The 18,284-nt window shown below is 72.1% G+C and carries 13 protein-coding genes and 1 pseudogene; 10 read left to right on the top strand and 4 right to left on the bottom strand.

The window, feature by feature from the left end:
• Window positions 1-200: 200 nt before the first annotated feature.
• Window positions 201-2,780, top strand: a complete 2,580-nt coding sequence (locus EBO15_RS47025) for an FxsB family cyclophane-forming radical SAM/SPASM peptide maturase (RefSeq protein ID WP_325051884.1) — start codon at window positions 201-203, stop codon at window positions 2,778-2,780.
• Between the two features lie 60 nt (window positions 2,781-2,840).
• Here EBO15_RS47025 and fxsT read toward each other — a convergent pair whose 3' ends face one another.
• Entirely contained in the window at window positions 2,841-5,450 is a 2,610-nt protein-coding gene (fxsT, locus tag EBO15_RS09295) for an FxSxx-COOH system tetratricopeptide repeat protein (RefSeq protein ID WP_122193920.1), read from the bottom strand.
• Between the two features lie 222 nt (window positions 5,451-5,672).
• Here fxsT and EBO15_RS09290 point away from each other — a divergent pair, with 222 nt between their 5' ends.
• Together EBO15_RS09290 and EBO15_RS09285 are read left to right on the top strand one after the other, a co-directional pair.
• Entirely contained in the window at window positions 5,673-5,858 is a 186-nt protein-coding gene (locus tag EBO15_RS09290) for a hypothetical protein (protein WP_122193919.1), read from the top strand.
• A 61-nt stretch (window positions 5,859-5,919) separates the two neighbouring features.
• A complete protein-coding gene (locus EBO15_RS09285; protein ID WP_147481431.1) occupies window positions 5,920-7,965 on the top strand; it encodes a tetratricopeptide repeat protein in 2,046 nt (681 codons plus the stop codon).
• Between the two features lie 614 nt (window positions 7,966-8,579).
• Here EBO15_RS09285 and EBO15_RS09280 read toward each other — a convergent pair.
• Together EBO15_RS09280 and EBO15_RS09275 are read right to left on the bottom strand one after the other, a co-directional pair.
• Window positions 8,580-9,908 (bottom strand): MFS transporter, encoded by a 1,329-nt coding sequence (locus tag EBO15_RS09280; RefSeq protein WP_122193917.1) that lies wholly within the window; start codon window positions 9,906-9,908, stop codon window positions 8,580-8,582.
• Window positions 9,909-10,088: 180 nt separating this feature from the next.
• Complete coding sequence (locus tag EBO15_RS09275; RefSeq protein WP_122193942.1) at window positions 10,089-11,438, bottom strand: HAMP domain-containing sensor histidine kinase; 1,350 nt, start codon at window positions 11,436-11,438, stop codon at window positions 10,089-10,091.
• 163 nt (window positions 11,439-11,601) lie between these two features.
• Here EBO15_RS09275 and EBO15_RS09270 point away from each other — a divergent pair, with 163 nt between their 5' ends.
• Window positions 11,602-11,847 (top strand): hypothetical protein, encoded by a 246-nt coding sequence (locus tag EBO15_RS09270; RefSeq protein WP_122193916.1) that lies wholly within the window; start codon window positions 11,602-11,604, stop codon window positions 11,845-11,847.
• Between the two features lie 280 nt (window positions 11,848-12,127).
• Window positions 12,128-12,820 carry a response regulator transcription factor gene (locus tag EBO15_RS09265; RefSeq protein WP_122193915.1) on the top strand — a complete coding sequence of 231 codons (693 nt, stop codon included), beginning with the start codon at window positions 12,128-12,130 and terminating at the stop codon, window positions 12,818-12,820.
• Between the two features lie 24 nt (window positions 12,821-12,844).
• Here EBO15_RS09265 and EBO15_RS09260 read toward each other — a convergent pair whose 3' ends face one another.
• The gene (locus EBO15_RS09260; RefSeq protein ID WP_199744416.1) at window positions 12,845-13,648 is read right to left on the bottom strand and encodes an SAM-dependent methyltransferase; all 804 of its coding nucleotides are present in this window, start codon (window positions 13,646-13,648) and stop codon (window positions 12,845-12,847) included.
• A gap of 269 nt (window positions 13,649-13,917) precedes the next feature.
• Between EBO15_RS09260 and EBO15_RS09255 the strand changes: the two genes are divergently transcribed.
• The 5 genes and pseudogenes from EBO15_RS09255 (at window position 13,918) to EBO15_RS09235 (ending at window position 18,124) form a co-directional block, all read left to right on the top strand.
• Window positions 13,918-14,148, top strand: a complete 231-nt coding sequence (locus EBO15_RS09255) for a hypothetical protein (RefSeq protein ID WP_122193914.1) — start codon at window positions 13,918-13,920, stop codon at window positions 14,146-14,148.
• A 135-nt stretch (window positions 14,149-14,283) separates the two neighbouring features.
• A pseudogene (locus EBO15_RS45860) lies at window positions 14,284-14,484 on the top strand (GTP-binding protein); the annotation flags it as partial.
• A 347-nt stretch (window positions 14,485-14,831) separates the two neighbouring features.
• Window positions 14,832-15,464: a Crp/Fnr family transcriptional regulator gene (locus EBO15_RS09245; RefSeq protein ID WP_122193912.1), complete on the top strand. Its 633-nt coding sequence runs from the start codon at window positions 14,832-14,834 to the stop codon at window positions 15,462-15,464.
• 81 nt (window positions 15,465-15,545) lie between these two features.
• Window positions 15,546-16,292 carry a hypothetical protein gene (locus EBO15_RS09240; RefSeq protein WP_122193911.1) on the top strand — a complete coding sequence of 249 codons (747 nt, stop codon included), beginning with the start codon at window positions 15,546-15,548 and terminating at the stop codon, window positions 16,290-16,292.
• On the top strand, window positions 16,289-18,124 hold the full coding sequence (locus tag EBO15_RS09235) for a hypothetical protein (protein WP_122193910.1): 1,836 nt from the start codon (window positions 16,289-16,291) through the stop codon (window positions 18,122-18,124). Before EBO15_RS09240 ends, EBO15_RS09235 begins: the two co-directional genes overlap by 4 nt.
• Window positions 18,125-18,284: the final 160 nt, after the last annotated feature.

Raw genomic sequence — 18,284 nt, 5'->3', positions numbered from 1 at the left:
ACCGCCTCGAGCACCTCAGCTGATCGCGGTGGCGTCCAGGATCCACGAGAACACGAACGGTCGCGGGACGCAGCCGCACTGCCCGCATGTGGACGGCGCAGCGGGTTTGTTGATCTTGAAGAATGCTTACATATCCGGACAAAGGTGCTAGGCCGTCCGGCGTCGCACCGTGCCCGGACCGACTCTGGGGGCTGATCGACGTGGCGGCTCGCACCGGCGGAGGCGAGTGGCCCGGCACGTTGGACCTCGCGGCGCTGCGGGCGTCCGGCTGGCGGCCGACTCCGTTCCGGCAGTTCATCCTCAAGATCCACAGTCGCTGCAACCTGGCGTGCGACTACTGCTACGTCTACGAGATGGCCGACCAGGGCTGGCGTGAACAACCCCGGCGGATGGGCGGCGCGGTCGTCGACGCCACCGCGCGGCGCATCGGCGAACACGTCCGCGCGCACGGCCTGACCGACATCGAGGTGATCCTTCACGGCGGAGAACCGCTGCTGGCCGGACCGGACCTGATCCGGCGCGCCGTCGTGACCGTCCGGCGGGAGGTCGGCGCTCGCGCGCGCGTGCGGGTAGGTGTCCAGACGAACGGCGTCCTGCTGGACGAACCGTTCCTCAGCCTCTTCGACGAGCTGGACGTCCAGGTGAGCGTCAGCCTGGACGGCGACGAACGCGGCCACGACCGGCACCGCCTGCACGCCGACGGCCGGGGCAGCCACGCGCAGACGGCCGCCGGGCTCGCGAGGCTCACCGCGGAGCCGTACCGGCACCTGTTCGGCGGCCTCCTCGCCACCATCGACCTCGCGAACCCGCCCGTCGAGACCTACGAGGCTCTGCTCCGGTTCCAGCCGCCCGCCATCGACTTCCTGCTCCCGCACGGCAACTGGGACACCCCGCCGCCCGGCCTCGACCCCGGCTCCCCGGACGCCCCCTACGGCGACTGGCTCACCGCCGTCTTCGACCGCTGGACGGCCGCGCCCCGCCGGGAGACCCACGTCCGGCTGTTCCGCGACCTCATCGCGCTGAGCCTGGGCCGCCCGTCCACGAGCGAGCAGGTCGGACTGTCCCCGGCCGCGATGGTCGTGATCGAGACGGACGGCACCGTCGAGCAGGTCGACACCCTCAAGTCCGCCTACGAGGGAGCCGCCGCGACCGGCCTGCACGTCGGCCGGGACGGCTTCGACGCCGCGCTCGCGCTCCCCGCGACCGCGGCCCGCCAGATCGGCGCGGACGCCCTGTCCGACACCTGCCGCGCCTGCGCGGTCGGGCACATCTGCGGCGGCGGCCAGTACGTCCACCGGTACCGGGCGGGCAGCGGCTTCCGGAACCCGTCCGTCTACTGCCGGGACCTGTTCCGCCTGGCCGCTCACGTCCGCGACGCCGTCGGCCGCGACCTCGCGCGCGCGAGGGACGAGGCCGCACGCCGTGTACAGCCGAGGAGCGAACCGATGCCCCCCGAACTGAAGCGGTTGTCGATCCCGGAGAAGGTCTTCGCCGGTCTCGCCCAAGGCGGCGGCGGAGCCTACGCCGTCGACGAGCTGTGGCGCGTCCAGCGCTCCAAACGCCTGCTGCTCCTGCGCTGGGTCCGGGAGGCCGCCAGGTCCCGCGACCCCGCGCGCGAGGCCCGCGCCCGCCAGGCCTACGCGCTGCTCGCCGACATCCAGGGCCGCGACCCGGACGCCGTCCGCGCCGTCCTGGACCACCCGGCCGTCGGAGTCTGGGCCCACGCGGTCGCGGCGCGCGGCGCCGACACCGACCCGATCACCGCCCTGGCCGCCGCCGCGGCGATCCGCGCCCGCGACCCGCGTCCGATCGAGGTCGTCGGCGGCCCGGACGGCCTGTTCCTGCCGTCCCTCGGCATGGCGGTCCCCTTCGCCGGGACCGGTATCGTCCGCGCGGCCCCCGGCGCCCCGGTCACGATCTCGTCCGACGCCGACACCTTCGTCCTCCCCGACGGCGACCCTCACCGCGACGCCCCCGGCTGGCACGGCCTGCGGACCCTCGAAGCCGAGTACCACGGGATGGCCCTGCACCTCCTCCTGGACGACCGCGACCCCCTCCGCTCCGTCGGCGGCGACCCGATGCCGCGCCTCACCCACGAGGAGACCGAGCAGTGGCGAAGCGTCCTGCGCAGCGCCTGGCGCCTGCTCGTCCGCCGGCACTGGACCGTCGCCGAGGAGGCCGCCCGCACCCTGCGCGTCCTCACGCCCCTCGCCCCACCGGCCCAGGGCACGCGCAGTTCGACGGTGCACGAGGCGTTCGGCGCGATGTACGCGTCCCTGCCGCCGGACGAGCGGGACCTCGCCGTGACCTTCGCGCACGAGGTGCAGCACGCCAAGCTCGGCGCCCTCAACGACGCCATCCCGCTCACCCGTCCCGACGACGGCCGCCGCTTCTACGCCGCCTGGCGGGACGACCCGCGCCCCGCCGCCGGCCTGCTCACCGGCGCCTACGCGCACCTCGGCGTGGCCGGATTCTGGCGCAGGCAACGCCACCACGAGCACGGCCCGTCGGCTTTGCGCGCGCACACCGAGTTCGCCCACTGGCGCGACGCCTCCGCGCTGGCCACCGGGACCCTCCTCCGAAGCGGCGCCCTGACCGAGGACGGCGAACGCTTCGTCACCGAGATGGACCGCACCCTGCGCTCCTGGCGCCGCGAACCCGTCCCGCCCGCCGCACTCGACCAAGCCCGCACGACCGCGAACGAGCACCGCCGCCGCTGGCGCGCCGAGCACGGCGACCCGAACGCGCGCGAACAAGGCGGGTCCACGACGGCGACCTGAACTCGCACGACTCGTCCGGACCTCCGCGACCGGTCGGGCCCTTCGCGATCCGGTCGGGGCCTAGATCGGCGGCGGGTCGAAGTCGCAGTCCAGGTGGCGTCGCTCGGCCGCGACGACCGCGTCCGGGTGGTTGAGGCCGAAGAGCCGCGCGTACCGGTGGATGGTGTCCTCGTACAGCCCCTCGCCCTCCTGCTGGAGGGCGTCGTTCCGCCGCTCCTTGCCCTCGCGCTCAAGGTCGGCCGAGAGGTTCGCGGCGCACGCCAGCGTCATGGGGTGCTCCATGCCGAGCAGCGACCGCAGCCGCCGCAGCGTGCCCCGGCCGAGCGCGATCGCGCCGGCGAGGTCACCCAGGTCGGCGAGGTCGCTGGCGAGGTTGGTGGCGATGGTCAGCGAGTAGTGGTGGTCGCGTCCGAGCTTGGTCTCCAGCCCCTTGAGCGCCGTCTCGTTCGTCGACCGCGCCGTCGTGGTCTCGCCGCGCACGCGGTGCAGCAGGGCCAGATTGCCCTGGACGGCGAAGATGTAGGGGTGTGCGGGTCCGTACATCTCCGGGTAGCGCTCGGTGACGGTCCTGGCCAGCTCCAGGGCCTCGTCCTGCCTGTCCACGGTCCGGTAGGTGTTCGCCAGGTTGGTCGCCGAGGCGAGCGTGTCGGGGTTGATCGGGCCGAACGTTCGCAGGCATCGGTCGTGCGTCTCCTCGGCGAGCTCCAGCGCCTCCTGGTAGCGGCCGGCGCGGCGCTTGGCGATCGCGAGGTCGATGGACGCGCGGACCGTCACCGCGTGGTCCAGCCCGAGCTGCTCGGTGGCGAGGGCGAGCGCGTCCTCGCCGAAGTCCATGGCGTCCCGGAAGATCCCCAGCAGCCGGACGGCCCGGGCCAGCCCGTTCAGGTGCAGTGCCTCGTCGAAGGCGTTGACGCCCTCAGGGCGCGGCCGGACGGAGGTCAGCCGGTAGCAGCGCTCCTGGAGGTCGCGCGCCCGCACGTAGTCGCTGACGAGGCCGTAGTCGAGCGCCAGGTTGTTCATGGGCCGGATCGTCCTCGCGTGCGACGCCCCGAAGAAGCTCTCGTGCTCGCGCAGGGACTCCTCGTCCTGCTCCCGGCTCTGCCGGAAGTCGCCGCGTGCGCGCAGGTCGGCCCCGCTGCTGTCGATCACGGCGAGCAGGAGGTCGCGGAACTCGTCGTCGGTCCGTTCACTGGCGCGCATGGTGCGCAGCGTCTCCCGGTTGAGCTCGTACGCCTCGGCGTACTGGCCCCGCTCTCTCAGGAGGATGGCGCGCAGCCGCCGGGCCCGCAGGACGTTGAGGTCGTCCGGTGGCGAGATCTCGCTCCAGTGGTCCTGGACGCGTTTGGAGAAGCCCGCGCCGCCCGACTGGTCGCTGGACCTGTACAGGTACCGGACGAACGCCAGGACCATCGCCCGGACCCTCGGATCGCCGCTGTCGATGGCGCCCGTCGGGTCGATGTGCGCGTACAGGGCGCCGAAGTCCCGCCACGACTCGGGCCGGTCGGGGTCCCCGGGCGTCGCCTCCGCGAGCAGCAGGTGGACGTCCGCCAGGTAGCGCGCCCTGTCCCCGGCCGAGAGCGCGCTGCGGACGAGTCCCTGGATCAGCCGGTGCATCTGGATCGTGCGGTTGTCGCCCTCGATCTCGACCCGGACCAGGGCGTACCTGCGCAGACCGGCGACCGCGCGGCTGGTCTCGATCGTGTCCCCGAGGATCGTGGCCAGCTCCGGCGACACGCCCTCGGGCGCCGTCCGGAACACGTCCCGGGGGAACGGCTCGGGGCCGAAGAAGGCGCAGCAGCGCAGCAGCGGGACGGCGTTCGGGTAGTTCCGTTCCAGTTCCTCCACCGCGAGCCGCCACGCGGCCGTCATCGGACGGGGGTACTCGCTCGCCTCACCCTCCAGCAGGAGGTCGCTGATGCGGTCGCGGAGCAGCGCGAGGTAGTCCCGCACCGACATCGCCGACTCCTGCAGCAGGGACGCCGCCTGCTCCAGGGCGAGCGGCAGGTCGCCGAGCTCCTCGGCGAGGCGGGCGGCGTCCTTCTCGGCGAGCGCGCCGGGGAGGCGCTTGTCGAGGAACTCGACGCTCTCCTTGCGGGAGAACACGTCCACCTCGACGGTGGCGACGCGTCCCCGTCCCTTCCAGTTCGGGTTGCGGGAGGTGATGAGGACGTCACCGGGCCCCTGCGGGACGAACGCGTTGATGTCCTCCGGCTCGTCGGCGTTGTCGAAGATCAGCAGCCAGCGGTTGTAGGGCTCGCCGCGCTCCAGCGCCTGCCGCACCAGGTTGGCGGCCTCCTCCACGCCGATCTTGCTGGCGGGCGGCAGGTCCAGGCGGGGAGCGAGCCCGGCGAGCGAGGACCGGACCAGGCTCTCCTGCGCGGACGGAATCCACCAGACGAGCTGGTATTCGGGGCGGAAGCGGTGCGCGTACTCGATCGCGAGCTGTGTTTTACCGACTCCGGCCATTCCGTGCAGGGCGTAAGGGACGACAGCCGCCGCGACGCTGTTCCTGATCCCTTCCCGAAGGGATGAGAGAAGATCTTCGCGACCGGTGAAATTGTGGTTGCGCGCGGGAATCTTGGCACCCCAGATGCGCGGGATACCCGCTGGCACCGGGGCGACATCGACTGATTCAGTCACGCGACTCGCCTCCGCACGTGGTCGCACCATCGATCGTGTTCTGCATCCTATGCCGCTGGACTTGTCCGGACCATGGGAGAATTCCACGTCCGGGACGGCCGCCGGGCAGATACGAGTGCGCATGGTCTCGCGCGCCATCTGAGCTGGCAATGGAGGTCAGAACAATGGCGCGATGTGGCCAGGTTGTCCCGTGCCGGGAAGGGAACATGCACAATCACAGATGGGCCCCGACCGCCGGAACAAGGAGCTCCGATGCGCGACGAGGTTGACTTCCGCAGTGACCTTCCCGACCTGTCCGGGGCTTCGCTCGAAGAGCTGAGCCGGGTGGGCGGCACGGTGCTCGCGAGCGAGATCGAGGCGGTGTTCGCGCCCGAACGCAGGCCGACGACGGTGTGCGCCGGGTTCAGTTCCTACATCGGCGACGCGGAGCTTGGCTGAGGTCCGCGGGACGGACCCGGCACCGAGAAGCCCGGCCGACATCGGGCGAAGGGTGGGCGACGTGGAAGAACTCACGTCCCGCCATGACCCGAACCCTTATCCGGGTCGACGGCCGTTCACGACCGCCGAGGGCCACCGGTTCTTCGGCCGTGCCGACGAGACGCGAAGGCTCGCCGAGCTCTGGGCGCACCGTCCCGTCACGGTGCTGCGCGGGCCGAGCGGCTGCGGCCGGACCTCGCTGATCAACGCCGGCGTGATACCGCTTCTGCGCGACACCCGGCACGACCCCGTCCCCGTCGCGGACGTCGGCCCCCTGGCCGTCCCCCTCCAAGGGCGCGTCCTGCCGAACGCGGCGTTCCCGGAGTGGGATCCCTATCTTCTGGCGCTGCTCGCCGCATGGCGCGAAGACCCCGGCGAGGCCGGCCCGGTGGCCGCGTTCCTGCGGCGGGCCCGGCGGCGCGGACGGTTCGGAGCGCAGCGTCCGGTCCTGCTCGCGGTCGACTGCGCGGAGCGCTGGTTCACCGGCCGCGCGCTCTCCCGCGGGCGATCGGGTCTGCGCGAACTCCTCACGGTGGTGGCCGCCGATCCGGGCGCCCGGTTGCTGTTCTCCGTCCGGGAGGAAGAAGCCGAGCACCTGGTCGAGGCCGTCGCCCGCCACGGGCTGCCGGTCGCGGAGGTGCGCCTCGGGCGGCTCACATGGAGCGGGGCTCTGAGCGCCGTGGTGGAACCCGCGCAGCAGGCGGGCCGTCCGTTCGAGGACGGCGCGGCCGAACGCCTGGTGGACGAGCTGAGCACCACGCACAACGCCACCGCACACGAGTCCGCCGCACACGAGGACGCGGGAGTGGAGCCCGTGCTCCTCCAGGCCGCCTGCCGGACACTCTGGGACCGCCTCGGCGAGACCGACGAGACCATCTCGTCCAGGCTGGTCCCCAGCCTGGACGACATCCTCGCCGACCTCTGCACGGCGACCATGGACAACATCGTGGACGTCCTGGACGCCGCCGCGCGTTCCGCGGGCGCCACCTCCGAGGCCGAGTGGCGGACGCTCAGGACGTGGGAGCGCACACCGGAGGAGGTCGCACGGCACGCGGCCGAGATCCCGTCGAGTCCCGAGGAGGCCGCGGCGGCCGCCAGGGAGCGGGGACGCGACGGTCCCGCGGTGTCCGCCGCCGCGCGGCACCTTCTCAGGGAAGCACACCTGGTGAAGAGCGTGCGCACTGGTGACACCACGACCGACGTTCTCCAGCATGCGGCGCTCGCCCTCACCCTGGACCGGCTGGGGGAGCGGCCGAAGCGCAGCAGGTATCGCACCGGCCCCTGGCATCGGCTGCGTGCGGCGGAAGCGGCGCTGGCCGCCGGACAGCCCCTGCTCGCCCGGGGGCTCGCAGGGGCGGCCGCCGGGCACCCCGACACCGACGCCGGGTTCCAGGCGGACGTGCAGACCGTCCTCGGGAACATCGCCTACCTGCACGGACGCTTCGACGAGGCGGCCCGTTCCTACCAGCGCGCGGGCGAGCTGCTTCAGACGATCGACGACAGCGTCGGCGTCGTCCGGCAGCTCGCCGCCGAGGGCTGGGCGCGGTTCGCCACCGGGGACGTCGAACGCGGCGTCGCCCTGCTCCGCAGCGGCGCGGACCTGGCGCCGGGCGACGCGTCCGTCCAGGTGGGGCTCGGCCGGATGCTCTGGCGGGCCGGCCGTCCCGAGGCGGCCCTCGCGGTGCTCAGCGGTGTGCTCAACCGGCACGGGGACGTGTCCGAGGCCCGGGAGATCCGAGGCGAGATCCTCGCCGACCGAGGCGAGTCGGAGTCGGCGCTGCGCGACCTGGACCGGCTCGGACGCTCCGCCGATCCCGCCGCCCGCGCGGCCCGCGCGCTGGCGCTCGCGAGGCGGGGCCGCCTGGACGCCGCCCGCGCGGAGATCGGCGAGGCCGTCGTGGCGGGCGCGGAGAGCGGTCCGGCCCTGTACCGGGCGGCGCAGGTCGAACTGATGACCGGCGACACCGGGACGGCCACCGACCTCGCGACCCGCGCCGTCGAGGCCCGGCACCCGCCCCTGCCCGAACACCTGCGCGCCGAGGCGTGGCGCCTCCTGGCGGACGTGTGAGGAACGCCGGACGGCAGGTCCGCCAGGTGTGGCACATGACGCTGAGCGGTGTCCGCTCCGGGCGGAGGATCACGGTATGGGCTCCACTGCCACGGCGCTGGTGACGGGCGGGACCGCCGTCCTCACCGGGGCGCTCACCGCGGTCGTCGGCGTCGTCACGGCCCGCCTCGGCCATACCTACGAGCGGCGGCGGGCGGCGGACGCACGGCAGGCCGAGCAGTCGGAGGCCGCCGGCCGGCGCGTCCGCGATGCCCTGCGGAGCATGGACGACGCCGTCGTCGACCTCGGCGTGACCGTCCGTCTCTGCGAACGCCTGCGGTCCCTCGGCGCCCTCGGCGAGGACGAGGACCTGGTGGGCGGGCGCCGCGTCTCCGCCGAGTACCGGACGGCCGTCCGCGAGATCCAGGGGTTCCTCGACGCGGTCGGCCACGACCCGAGCCTGGCGAAGCCGGTCGAGACCCTGCGCGCCGAGGTCCGCCGCGCCTGGCTGCACGGTCTCGGCGAAGCCGGAAAACAGGACCCGCGCAGCGCGGCCGCCGTGGACGACGAACTCCAACGCCTCATGAGCGACGTCGGACGCGCTCTCACCGGCCCGGCGGACGCCGGGCCGTCCGTCATACCCGGGCCGGCACCACGGCCTCCCGGACCGGGCCGTGACGGAGCCGCCGCCGAAGCCGGAGCACGTGCGCCCGCCGGGCCGTCCAGAGCAGGACGCCGGTGGCGGCGATGGCGATCGGCACCGCCCACGCGACGGCGCGAGCGCCCACCGCGGTGATCGCCACCCCACCGCACATCGTGCCGATCGGCGCGATCCCGAGGGTGACGAACCGGTTCGTCCCGGCGACGCGTCCGCGCAGCTCAGGTGGGGTGCGGCTGGCCTGGTAGGCGGACAGGGCGATGTTCAGCCGCGCCCCCACGAACCCGACGCCGCCCCAGGCGACCATCCAGACGCAGGCCCAGGGGAAGGCGGCGAGCAGGATGGTCATCGCGAGCCAGGCCCACATGCACAGGGTGACGAGCTTGATCGGACGGCGTCCGAACCGGCGCCGGCGGGTGACCGCAACATAGCCGGAGACGAACGACCCGCCCAGGCCTGGCGCGGCGAGCAGGACTCCGGCCATGGCGAGGGGGAGGCCCGCCTCACGCGCGCGCACGACCAAGAGCAGGGTGACGACCTGGAACAGCAGGTTCGTGGCTGTGCACGCGATCAGCGTCGTGCGCAGGAACCGGTACCGCCACAGCCACGTCAGCCCCTCCAGCATTTCGCCGACCAGCGATCCGCCCCGCCGGAACCCGGCCCGGATCCCGGACGCGTCGGTGGGGCCGTCGGCGTGCAGCGGGCGGGCATGGTTCCAGCGCCCCCGGAGCCCGGCGGACCGCAGCGTCAGGATCGCCGCCGTGGACGCGAGCCCGAACGCGGCGTCGGCGGCATAGGGGAAGCCGGTGCCCGCCGCCTGCAGGACCCCGCCCAAGGGCCGTCCGAGCAGCATCGCGCCGTTCGCCCGCCCCTCGTTCTGCGCCATCGCCCGCTGGAAGTGCTCCGCCGGGACGACGCTCGGGACGGCCGTCACCTCGGCGACGTTGTAGAAGGTCGTGCACGTCCCGCTGACCAGCGCGGCGACGATCAGGACGGGCGGCCGGAAGGCCCCGGCGGCGAGGGTCAGCACGACCGCCAGCGACATCAGCGTCCGGACGGTCTGGCTGAGCAGCATCGTCCACCAGTGGTCCAGCCGGTCCACGAGCATTCCGGCGGGGATGTGCAGCAACAGGCTCGGAACCGTTCCGGCTGCAACGACATAACTGACAAAAGTAGGCGATCTGGTAAGCGTGAAGGCGAGCAGGGGTGCCGCTGTGGTGACGCTCATCGCGCCGAGCAGGGAGGCCGCCGAACCCGTCCAGAGTAGGCCGAACCGGAAACGCCAGCCGTCCGGTTCCTTCGCCATCTGTGTCGCCCAAGAAGAAGGGACCGCGCAGGTCAACAGGGTGGTGCGGAGGAGAGCGCGCGCAGACGGCCGGACAAGGGCCGCGCGCGAACGGCCCAACAAAAGCTCAGCCTAGAGGGTCGCCGGTATTGCGCTCACCAAGGGCGAAGTAGAGGCCCGAAAATGTAACTCTGGGGTGTTTCAGGAGTGCGGATGTGTGGTCGGGGGGAGGGGTTCGGCGGCGGGGAGGAGGAGGGTGAAGATGGGTGGGGAGGGGCGGCGGAGGACGAGGCGGCCGCCTTCGGCTTCGGCGAGGGAGCGGGCGAGGGCGAGGCCGATGCCGTGGCCTTCGGCGGAGGCGGTGTGGCGGCGGGCGAAGATGTCCTCGGCGTCGTCGGTGACGCCGGGGCCCTGGTCGGAGACGTCGAGGGCGAGGCCGCCGCCGATGTCGCTGGCCTCGACGGTGATGTGCCCGGCGCCGTGGGTGACGGCGTTGTCGATGAGGACGTCCAGGATCTGGCGGACGGCGGACGCCTTGACGTGCAGCTCGGGGAGCGGGTCGTGGGCCGTGACCGACAGGGGGCGGTCGACTCCGGTGAGGGTGGCCGACCAGCGGGAGCGGAGGTCGCCGAGGAGTTCGGGGACGTCCAGGACCTCGGCGTCGGGACCGGCGTCACGGGCGAGGCGGAGCAGGTCGTCGATGATGTCGCGCAGGTGCTCGCCGCGGCGGACGGCCGCGCGGATCGCGGCGGTGAGGTCGGCGCCGGGGCGCTCCAGGGCCGATTCGAGGCCGAGGAGGAGGCCGGTCAGGGGGGTGCGGAGCTGGTGGGAGACGTCGGCGCTGAAGGCGCGCTCGCGGTCCAGCATCGAGCCGAGGTGGCGGGCGGTGACCTCGAGCGCGCGGCCCGCCTCGTCCGCCTCGCGGACCCCGGACGGCTCGGCGCGGACGGTGAAGTCGCCGTCGCCCAGCGACTGCGCGGCGCGCGTGAGCCGCTCCAGCGGACGGGCGAGGCGGCGCGACTGGTAGAACGCGGCGGCCGCGGCCAGCCCGATGACCACCACGGCGAACACCGCCATCAGCAGCCAGGCCCGGTTGCGGCGGTCGTAGACCTCGTCCTGGGGCATGCCGACGCGGGCGATCGAGGTGACGCCCACCTCGGACGGGATGGGCGCGACGACCGTGAGCGTGCCGTCCTCGACCGACTCGTGCAGCCGCCCGTTGGCCGCCTCGGACGCCAGCGGCGAGATGTGCGGGCCGTCCCCGACGATGCGGCTGCCGTCGACCCGGTAGATCCCGACGACCAGGCGTTTGTTCAGCCCGGCCGGCTTGGTGAACGGACGCGGGTTGTGCGCCTCGTCGTCCGGCGCGGTCGCGGCGACCCGGGTCGCGTCCCGCTCCAGCTTGGTGATCGCCTCGCTGTGGTACAGCCGCTCGACGGCGACGGCGAGCAGCAGCGCGAGCACCAGGACGGCGATCGAGGTGATGCCGACGATGGTGACCAGGAGCTGGCGGCGCAGCGGCGTGCTCGCGCCGCGTGTCCGGTTCGGCATCCGCATCCCCTCTCACCTGGGCGCCCGCGGTGACCGGAGGATATCCGGGCGGGTCCGCAGTGAAGGTAAACGCAAACCTAACCGTCGTTGCAAGGACTTCTCACCCGCCTGGGGCTAGCCTGGACCGGCGATACGGTGATGGAACGTGACCAGGAGGCCACACATGCGCAAGGTGCTCATCGGCGTCCTCGCCCTTGCGCTGCTGGCCACGCTGGGCATCGGCCATGCCGCGCGGTCGCCGTTGTCCAGCGCCTGCGAGAGCGAGCCGCACAGCGGCGGACGGCTGTCCAAGGTCGTCGACACCGTCAGCGACACCCTCCAGATGACCTCCCGGAACACCTACTGCCGCCAGGAGCGCGGCAGTGTCAGCCGCCCGGCGCCCGCGTCCGGTCACGACGCGCCCGCCTAGCCGGGGCGTTTCGCGAGGCGCCCACGCGAGGCGTTCTCCTTATGGCGTCCCACTGGGGCGTTTTCCAAGGCGTCCGTGGGGGATGGCCCACAAGGCGTCCGTGTGGGGTGGTTCACAACACGCCCGTTGGGCGTTTCACAGCGTGCCCGCGTGGAGCGCCTCACGACGCGTCCGGGCGGGACGTTCCAGAGGACCGATCGGGGGGACCGTGTTGACCGAGGTGAACGTCCGGTACGGGTGTGAACGTCACGCTAACCTGTCCGCCCCTACGCTAGGTGGTATGGCGGTGGGACCATACGTACTCGTCGTGGAAGACGACGAGGTCATCGGCACCGAACTGGGCGAGGCCCTGTCGGCGCAGGGATACGAGCCGGGCTGGGCGACGACGGGCAAGGACGCGCTCGAGCGCGTCTCCGCGCGCGCGCCCGACCTGATCCTGCTCGATCTCGGCCTGCCGGACATGGAGGGCGTCACCCTCTGCCGGCGGCTGCGCTCGGTGCTCAGCGACACGGTCATCGTCGTCCTCACGGCCCGCACCCAGGAGTTCGAGGTCGTCGTGGCCCTGGACGCGGGCGCCGACGACTACCTGACCAAGCCGTTCCGGCTCACCGAGCTGATGGCGCGGCTCCGCGCCCACCTGCGGCGCAGCAGCGCGTCCCGGGCGGACGAGCGGTTCGTCGGCTCCGGCAGCCTGAGCCTCGACCTGGCCGCGCGCCGGGCGACCTTCGACGGCAGCGAGATCACGCTGCGGCCCAAGGAGTTCGACCTGCTGGCCTGCCTGGTGTCCCGGGCGGGCGAGGTGGTGACCCGCGAGGAGCTCATCGACCAGGTCTGGGACGTCAACTGGTTCGGCCCGACCAAGACCCTGGACGTCCACATCTCCGCGCTCCGCCGCAAGCTCGCGCAGCACGGCGCCGACCCGCGCGCCATCACGACCCTCCGGGGCCGCGGCTACCGCTACGAACCCGCCTGACGCGTCCGCGGCGGTGACCTCGGGTCAGTTCTTGCGGCCCACGGCGCAGTATCCGGCGACGTCGCCGGCTTCTTCGAACGTCGGGCGCCACCGCGTCATCGACACCACGCCCGGCTCCAGGATGTCCAGGCCGTCGAAGAACGAGGCGACCTCGGCCCGGGACCGCGGCCGCATCGGGTTCGCGGACTTGGCGTTCCAGTCGCTCTGCGCCTCGGCCTGCGCGGACGGGTCGCGGTCGAAGTCGAGCGTCGAGTGGGTGAGGACGACGTAGCTGCCGGACGGCACCGCGTCGAGCAGGGTCCGGACGATCGCGTGCGCCTCGTCGATGTCGTGGACGAAGTGCAGGATCCCCAGCAGCATGATCGCGACCGGCCGGCCGAAGTCGAGCGTCCCGGAGGCCCGCTCCAGGATGGACTTCGGGTCGCGCAGGTCGGCCTCGATGTAGTCGCAGGCGCCCTCGGACGTGCTGGCCAGCAACGCGCGCGCGTGCACGAGCACCAGCGGGTCGTTGTCGACGTACACGATCCGCGTCTCGGGCGCGATGCGCTGCGCGACCTCGTGGGTGTTGTCCATCGTCGGCAGGCCCGTCCCGATGTCGAGGAACTGCCGGATCCCGAGGTCGCCGACCAGGTGCCGGACGGCCCGCCCGAGGAACGCGCGGTCGGCCCGCGCGATCGCCAGGATCGCCGGGAACGTCGCGATGAACCGTTCCGCGGCCTCCCGGTCGACCTCGTAGTTGTCGTTGCCGCCGAGCAGGTAGTTCCACACGCGCGCCGAATGCGGAACCGACGAGTCGATCCGCGAACCCCCGACGTCAGATCCGCCCACGGCAAACTCCCCTCACCCACGGATGTCGAGGCCCACATTAGTGCGTCCGCGGCGTTCCGCCGGACCCCCGAGTTCCATCCAACGAAAAAGGCCGCCGGGTCTTCCTCCGCGCGCCTTCCCGAGGCCACCGGAGAACCCTCATGATGGACGGCATGGAGCAGTCGGCCGACGAAGAGTGGATCAAGATCGCCGGGTGGGAGAGCCTTCCCGGCTGCCCGCATCCGGCCACCGCCGTCCAGGGTTGACTGCGCGACCGCGGCGTCTTCTCGATGCCTTTCGCGGACGGTGAGATCCGCGTCGACCTGGCCTGCGGCCCCGACGCCACCGGACGCTGGCACGGTTGGGTCGCCGTCCGGCTGAACGCGTCCGTCCTGCGTGACCTGGGGCTTCATCCCGACCAGCCCGCCGTCCGCCATCTCGGCCCCGAACCGCCTTCGTGGTGGACGAAACCCGATCGCGTCACCCGCCGGCACGGCGGAAGGCGCCGCCGTCGAAAGTGACGCCGCCGAATGCGGCGTCCCGCGAAGTCACGACACGGAAAGTGACGGCGCGGAAAAACCCTTCGCCCTCACGCTGAGTCAACGGTCAGTTTCGTGGCGACCCGAAACAGTCGACCAGGTAGAGAGGGCCTCCCCATGCTCACTACGACCCGTCACCGGTCCACCGTCAGGAACACCGGGGCGATGACCCCTATCGACGCGGGCAAGACCACGACCACGGAACGTATTCCTTTCTACACCGGTGTTTCCCACCGCGTCGGCGAGGTCCATGACGGCGCGGCCGTCACCGACTTCCTGAAACAGCAACGCGACCGCGGCATCACCATCACCTCGGCCCTGATCGGTGGGATGGGCGAGCTGCGCCTGGAGGTCCAGACCGTCCCGCCTGGCGGACGACTTCGGCGTCGCGACCTATGAGTTCGCCGACCGCGTGACCGGCGGACGCGTCCCGAGGCGGAGCCCGCACCGTCCACGCCGAGGTTCCCTTGGCCGAGATGTTCGGCTACGTGGCCACCCTCTGAACCCTCACCCAAGGCCGGGCCACCTACACCATGCACCCCCAAACCTACGAACAAGCCCCGCCCCAGTAACCCCTCGGCCCGGCACCCCCACAGGTGCCGGCCACCCCGACGCATCCGAACCGATCCCTTCTCTCCCACCTGTGAACTGTGAGAGACAGGAGTGTGAACGTCACGGATGAGTCGTGGCAGCGGCTCCTCAAACTCGCCACCGCACGCTCCTGCCCGTCCGGAAGCACACTGTTACGCCAAGGCGACCCGCCCACGCACGTTCTCGCCCTGGCCACCGGACGCGTGAAGATCGTGCGTTCCTCCGCCGAAGGCGACGATCTCGTCCTGGCGGTACGCGGCCCGGGCGAGATCCTCGGCGACTACTCCGTCCTGGGGCAGGACGACCGATCCGCCACGGTCATCGCCATCGAGCCATGCACCACCTATGCGATCCCCGCCGATCGCTTCCTGGCGTTCGTCCGGACGTCCGGCCTAGAGGCCGACCTTCTACGCCACGCGATGGCCCGGATCCGTGAGAGCGAGGCCTGGCGCGCCGAACTCGCCGCCCTGCCCGCGCGCACGAGGCTCGCCCGAACACTCCTGCGTTTCGGCGCCGGCCCGTCAGGCGCCATAGGGCTCGACCAGACCGAGATAGCCGGCGCCACCGGCCTGGCGCGCAGCACAGCCGCGGGCGAACTCGCCTACCTGCGCGAACACGGGATCGTCACGACCGCCCGCCGCCGCGTCGTCATCACCGATCCGGACGCCCTCCGCCACCTGGCGAGATCGATCCCTCCGAACGTCTGATTCCAGACAGAGCGACGAGCACCGACCCGAGACCGTGAAGGCACGCCCCGCCCCGCGGGCGCATGAGCAACGGGAGGATCCATGACCGCACCCCGGTTCCGCAGCCTGCTCGTCGTTGACGCCGAGGGGTTCAGCAAGCATCCGGACGCGCGCCTGCCCGCACTCCACACCGAGATCCGCGAGGCCCTCGACGCCGCCTGCGAGGCGTCCGGCCTGGGCGAGGTCTGGCGTTCGGCCGACTTCCGGCAGAGCACCGGCGACGGCATCCTCGCCGTCCTCCCGCACGAGGCGACCCCCGCGCTCGTCCACCCCTTCACCGACCGCCTCCAGGACGTCCTCGCCGGAGCCGCGCGCCGCCTGCGCGCCGACGGTCTCCGCCTCCGCCTCCGCGTCGCGCTCCACGTCGGCCTCGTGGACGACCAGCACCCGGTCACGGCGGGCATCGCCACCGCGACCAACGACGTCAGCCGCCTGCTCGACAGCGACCCGCTCCGGGCCGCCCTCGGCGGCAGCGATCCCGACGTCACCTTCGCCGCGCTGATCGTTTCCGCCGAGGTCTTCGACACCTACGTCCGCGGCGGCCACGTGGTCGCCCTGCCCCCGAGCCGCTTCACGCAGGTGCGGGCCAAGGTCAAGCAGTTCGACCGCCCCGCCTACCTCTATGTCCCGGTCCCGTCCGCGAAGCAGGCAGCCGAGACCCCCGCCCTCACCGCCAAGCCGCCCGCCCCGTCCGGCGTCTCCATCAACGGGGTGACCCTCTCCGGTGACGGCAACCAGAACGTCATCGGCAGCTGGACGGGCGGCGACATCCGGCAGGAGCGCGCATGACCGTCATCCAGGACGTCGACATCACCGGCGACGACGCCCAGAACGTCATCGGAACCATCGTCAACGGCGACCTGATCAAGACCCAGATCCGTTTCGTCCGGGGCCAGCCCGCGATGTACCTGGGCCCGCGGGAGATCCGGGACCGGATCGCCGACCACGTCCCGGCCCGCAACCACGACCTGATCGTGAAGACCCTGGCCGACGAGAACGTCGTCACCCTGTCCGCCCCGCCGGGCTCCGGCCGCCGCACCACGGCGATCGCCGCCCTCGGGCGCGTCACCCCGAACACCGACATCCGTCTCTTCTCCCCGGACCGCGACGAGGTCGGTGAGATCAAGGTCAGCGCCGCCTGCGGCTACCTGGTGGACGGCGACGCCGAGACGGGCCTGGGAGGCCTGGCCGACGCCGTCCGCAACGCCGGCGCCTACGCGGTCATCGTCACCACCGCCAGGCCCCCGCACTCCATCCCCCTGGACCCGCCCGACCCGATCGAGGTGTACCGCCGCCGCGTGGCCCGCCAGGGCCTGGGCACGTCCTGGATCCGCTGGGACCGCGCCCCCGTCCTCCTCTCCGGCGCGTCCCCGGCCGACGCCCGCCGCCTGGCCGACATCGCCTCCGCGGTCACCTCTCCCACCGAGGCCGAGGAGTCCTTCCGCCACTGGTCGGACGAGCTGTCCCGCTGGTTCACCCAGCACCGCGAACCCCACGACCGCGCCCTCCTGGTGGCCGCCGCCACCCTCCGGCAGGCCGACCCCACCCACGTCTACACCGTCGCGGCGTCCCTGCTCCGCCGCCTGGACGTCACCGTCCACGGCTCCGGCCTCGCCTGGTGCCCGGCCGCCGACCTGCGCGGATTCCTCTCCGCCGCCACCGACTCCGACCAGGTCGAGTTCCGCCGCCACGGCTACACCGACGCCGTCCTCCGCCACGTCTGGGACGACTACCCCCTGATCAGGTCGGACCTCCTCGCCTGGCTGGCCGCCCTTCCGGACGACCCCGCCGTCCCGGCCGTCCTCTGGAACACCCTCGCCGAGACCTTCGCCGACCTGGCGGCCGAGCACGACGCCGCCGACCAGATCATCCGGACGGCTCAGACCTGGGCCGACAACGACCACGCCGACCTCGCCTACATAGCCCTGGCCCGCACCTGCCTGGCCCCCACGGTCGGCGGCCGAATCCGCACCGCCATGTACCGCTGGTCCCGGGAGAGAACCCTTTCCCAAACCCTGAAACTCACCCTGGTCCGGGTCTGTGAACCCCTTGGCCAAACCCATCCGTCAATAGCCCTGACCCGCCTGAAGCACCTGGCGACCAACGGCAACAGGCAAGTCCGCGACGAAACGGTGGAGGCCCTGCTCAACCTGGCGGAAGATCACCCCGACGAGACCCTGAACGCCATCCTGACCTGGTCAAAGGGCTCAGGCGTGGAAAGCCTCAACCTCCGCCAAGAGGCCCGTCGAAGGCAGACCGCCGCCCTGGCCTTCCTCCGCTGGCACCTGACCCCCGAAGAAATCGACCCCCACATCACCATCCCCGCTTGGAGAGCCGCCCTGGCCTACGCCCAAGGCCCTCTCCTGGAATCCACCCTGAAAACCTGGCTGGACACAACCCAAACCGCCCCAGCTCTAACCCCCGCCATCACCTGGACCCTCGTAGAAGCCGCCGAAGAACGAACAGCCCGATACCTCATAACCCAAACCACCCACTGGTGCCGCCGAACCCGAACCCGCCGCCCCGTCTACGCCGAGATAGTCGTCCCCCTGACCACTCCCTGGTGGCGCCGCCAAACCCTGAAACTCCGCCTCCACGCGAGATCCCTCTTCAACCGATAGTTCGCGAAACCCTGGACGACAAGAAGGACGCGTCATGAACATCGTGATCAGCTCCAGATCACTGCCCGGAGCCGTGCTCGTTCCGCTGACGGCCGTGGCGGCCTCGATATTCCTTGAGTCGCGTCCGGCAGCCGCACAGGGAATCACCGGTGGAGGGCAC

The sequence above is a fragment of the Actinomadura harenae genome, assembly GCF_003696215.1.
In the GTDB taxonomy this organism is placed as follows: domain Bacteria; phylum Actinomycetota; class Actinomycetes; order Streptosporangiales; family Streptosporangiaceae; genus Spirillospora; species Spirillospora harenae.
Note: the sequence above shows the minus strand (reverse complement) of the source record. Positions and strands in the feature narration are given on the sequence as shown.

Excerpts from the sequence above, each read along its gene's own strand:
- fxsT (WP_122193920.1), bottom strand. The coding sequence starts at position 5,450 with ATGGTGCGACCACGTGCGGAGGCGAGTCGCGTGACTGAATCAGTCGAT.
- EBO15_RS09290 (WP_122193919.1), top strand. The coding sequence starts at position 5,673 with ATGCGCGACGAGGTTGACTTCCGCAGTGACCTTCCCGACCTGTCCGGG.
- EBO15_RS09280 (WP_122193917.1), bottom strand. The coding sequence starts at position 9,908 with ATGGCGAAGGAACCGGACGGCTGGCGTTTCCGGTTCGGCCTACTCTGG.
- EBO15_RS09275 (WP_122193942.1), bottom strand. The coding sequence starts at position 11,438 with ATGCCGAACCGGACACGCGGCGCGAGCACGCCGCTGCGCCGCCAGCTC.
- EBO15_RS09270 (WP_122193916.1), top strand. The coding sequence starts at position 11,602 with ATGCGCAAGGTGCTCATCGGCGTCCTCGCCCTTGCGCTGCTGGCCACG.
- EBO15_RS09265 (WP_122193915.1), top strand. The coding sequence starts at position 12,128 with ATGGCGGTGGGACCATACGTACTCGTCGTGGAAGACGACGAGGTCATC.
- EBO15_RS09255 (WP_122193914.1), top strand. The coding sequence starts at position 13,918 with ATGCCTTTCGCGGACGGTGAGATCCGCGTCGACCTGGCCTGCGGCCCC.
- EBO15_RS09240 (WP_122193911.1), top strand. The coding sequence starts at position 15,546 with ATGACCGCACCCCGGTTCCGCAGCCTGCTCGTCGTTGACGCCGAGGGG.
- EBO15_RS09235 (WP_122193910.1), top strand. The coding sequence starts at position 16,289 with ATGACCGTCATCCAGGACGTCGACATCACCGGCGACGACGCCCAGAAC.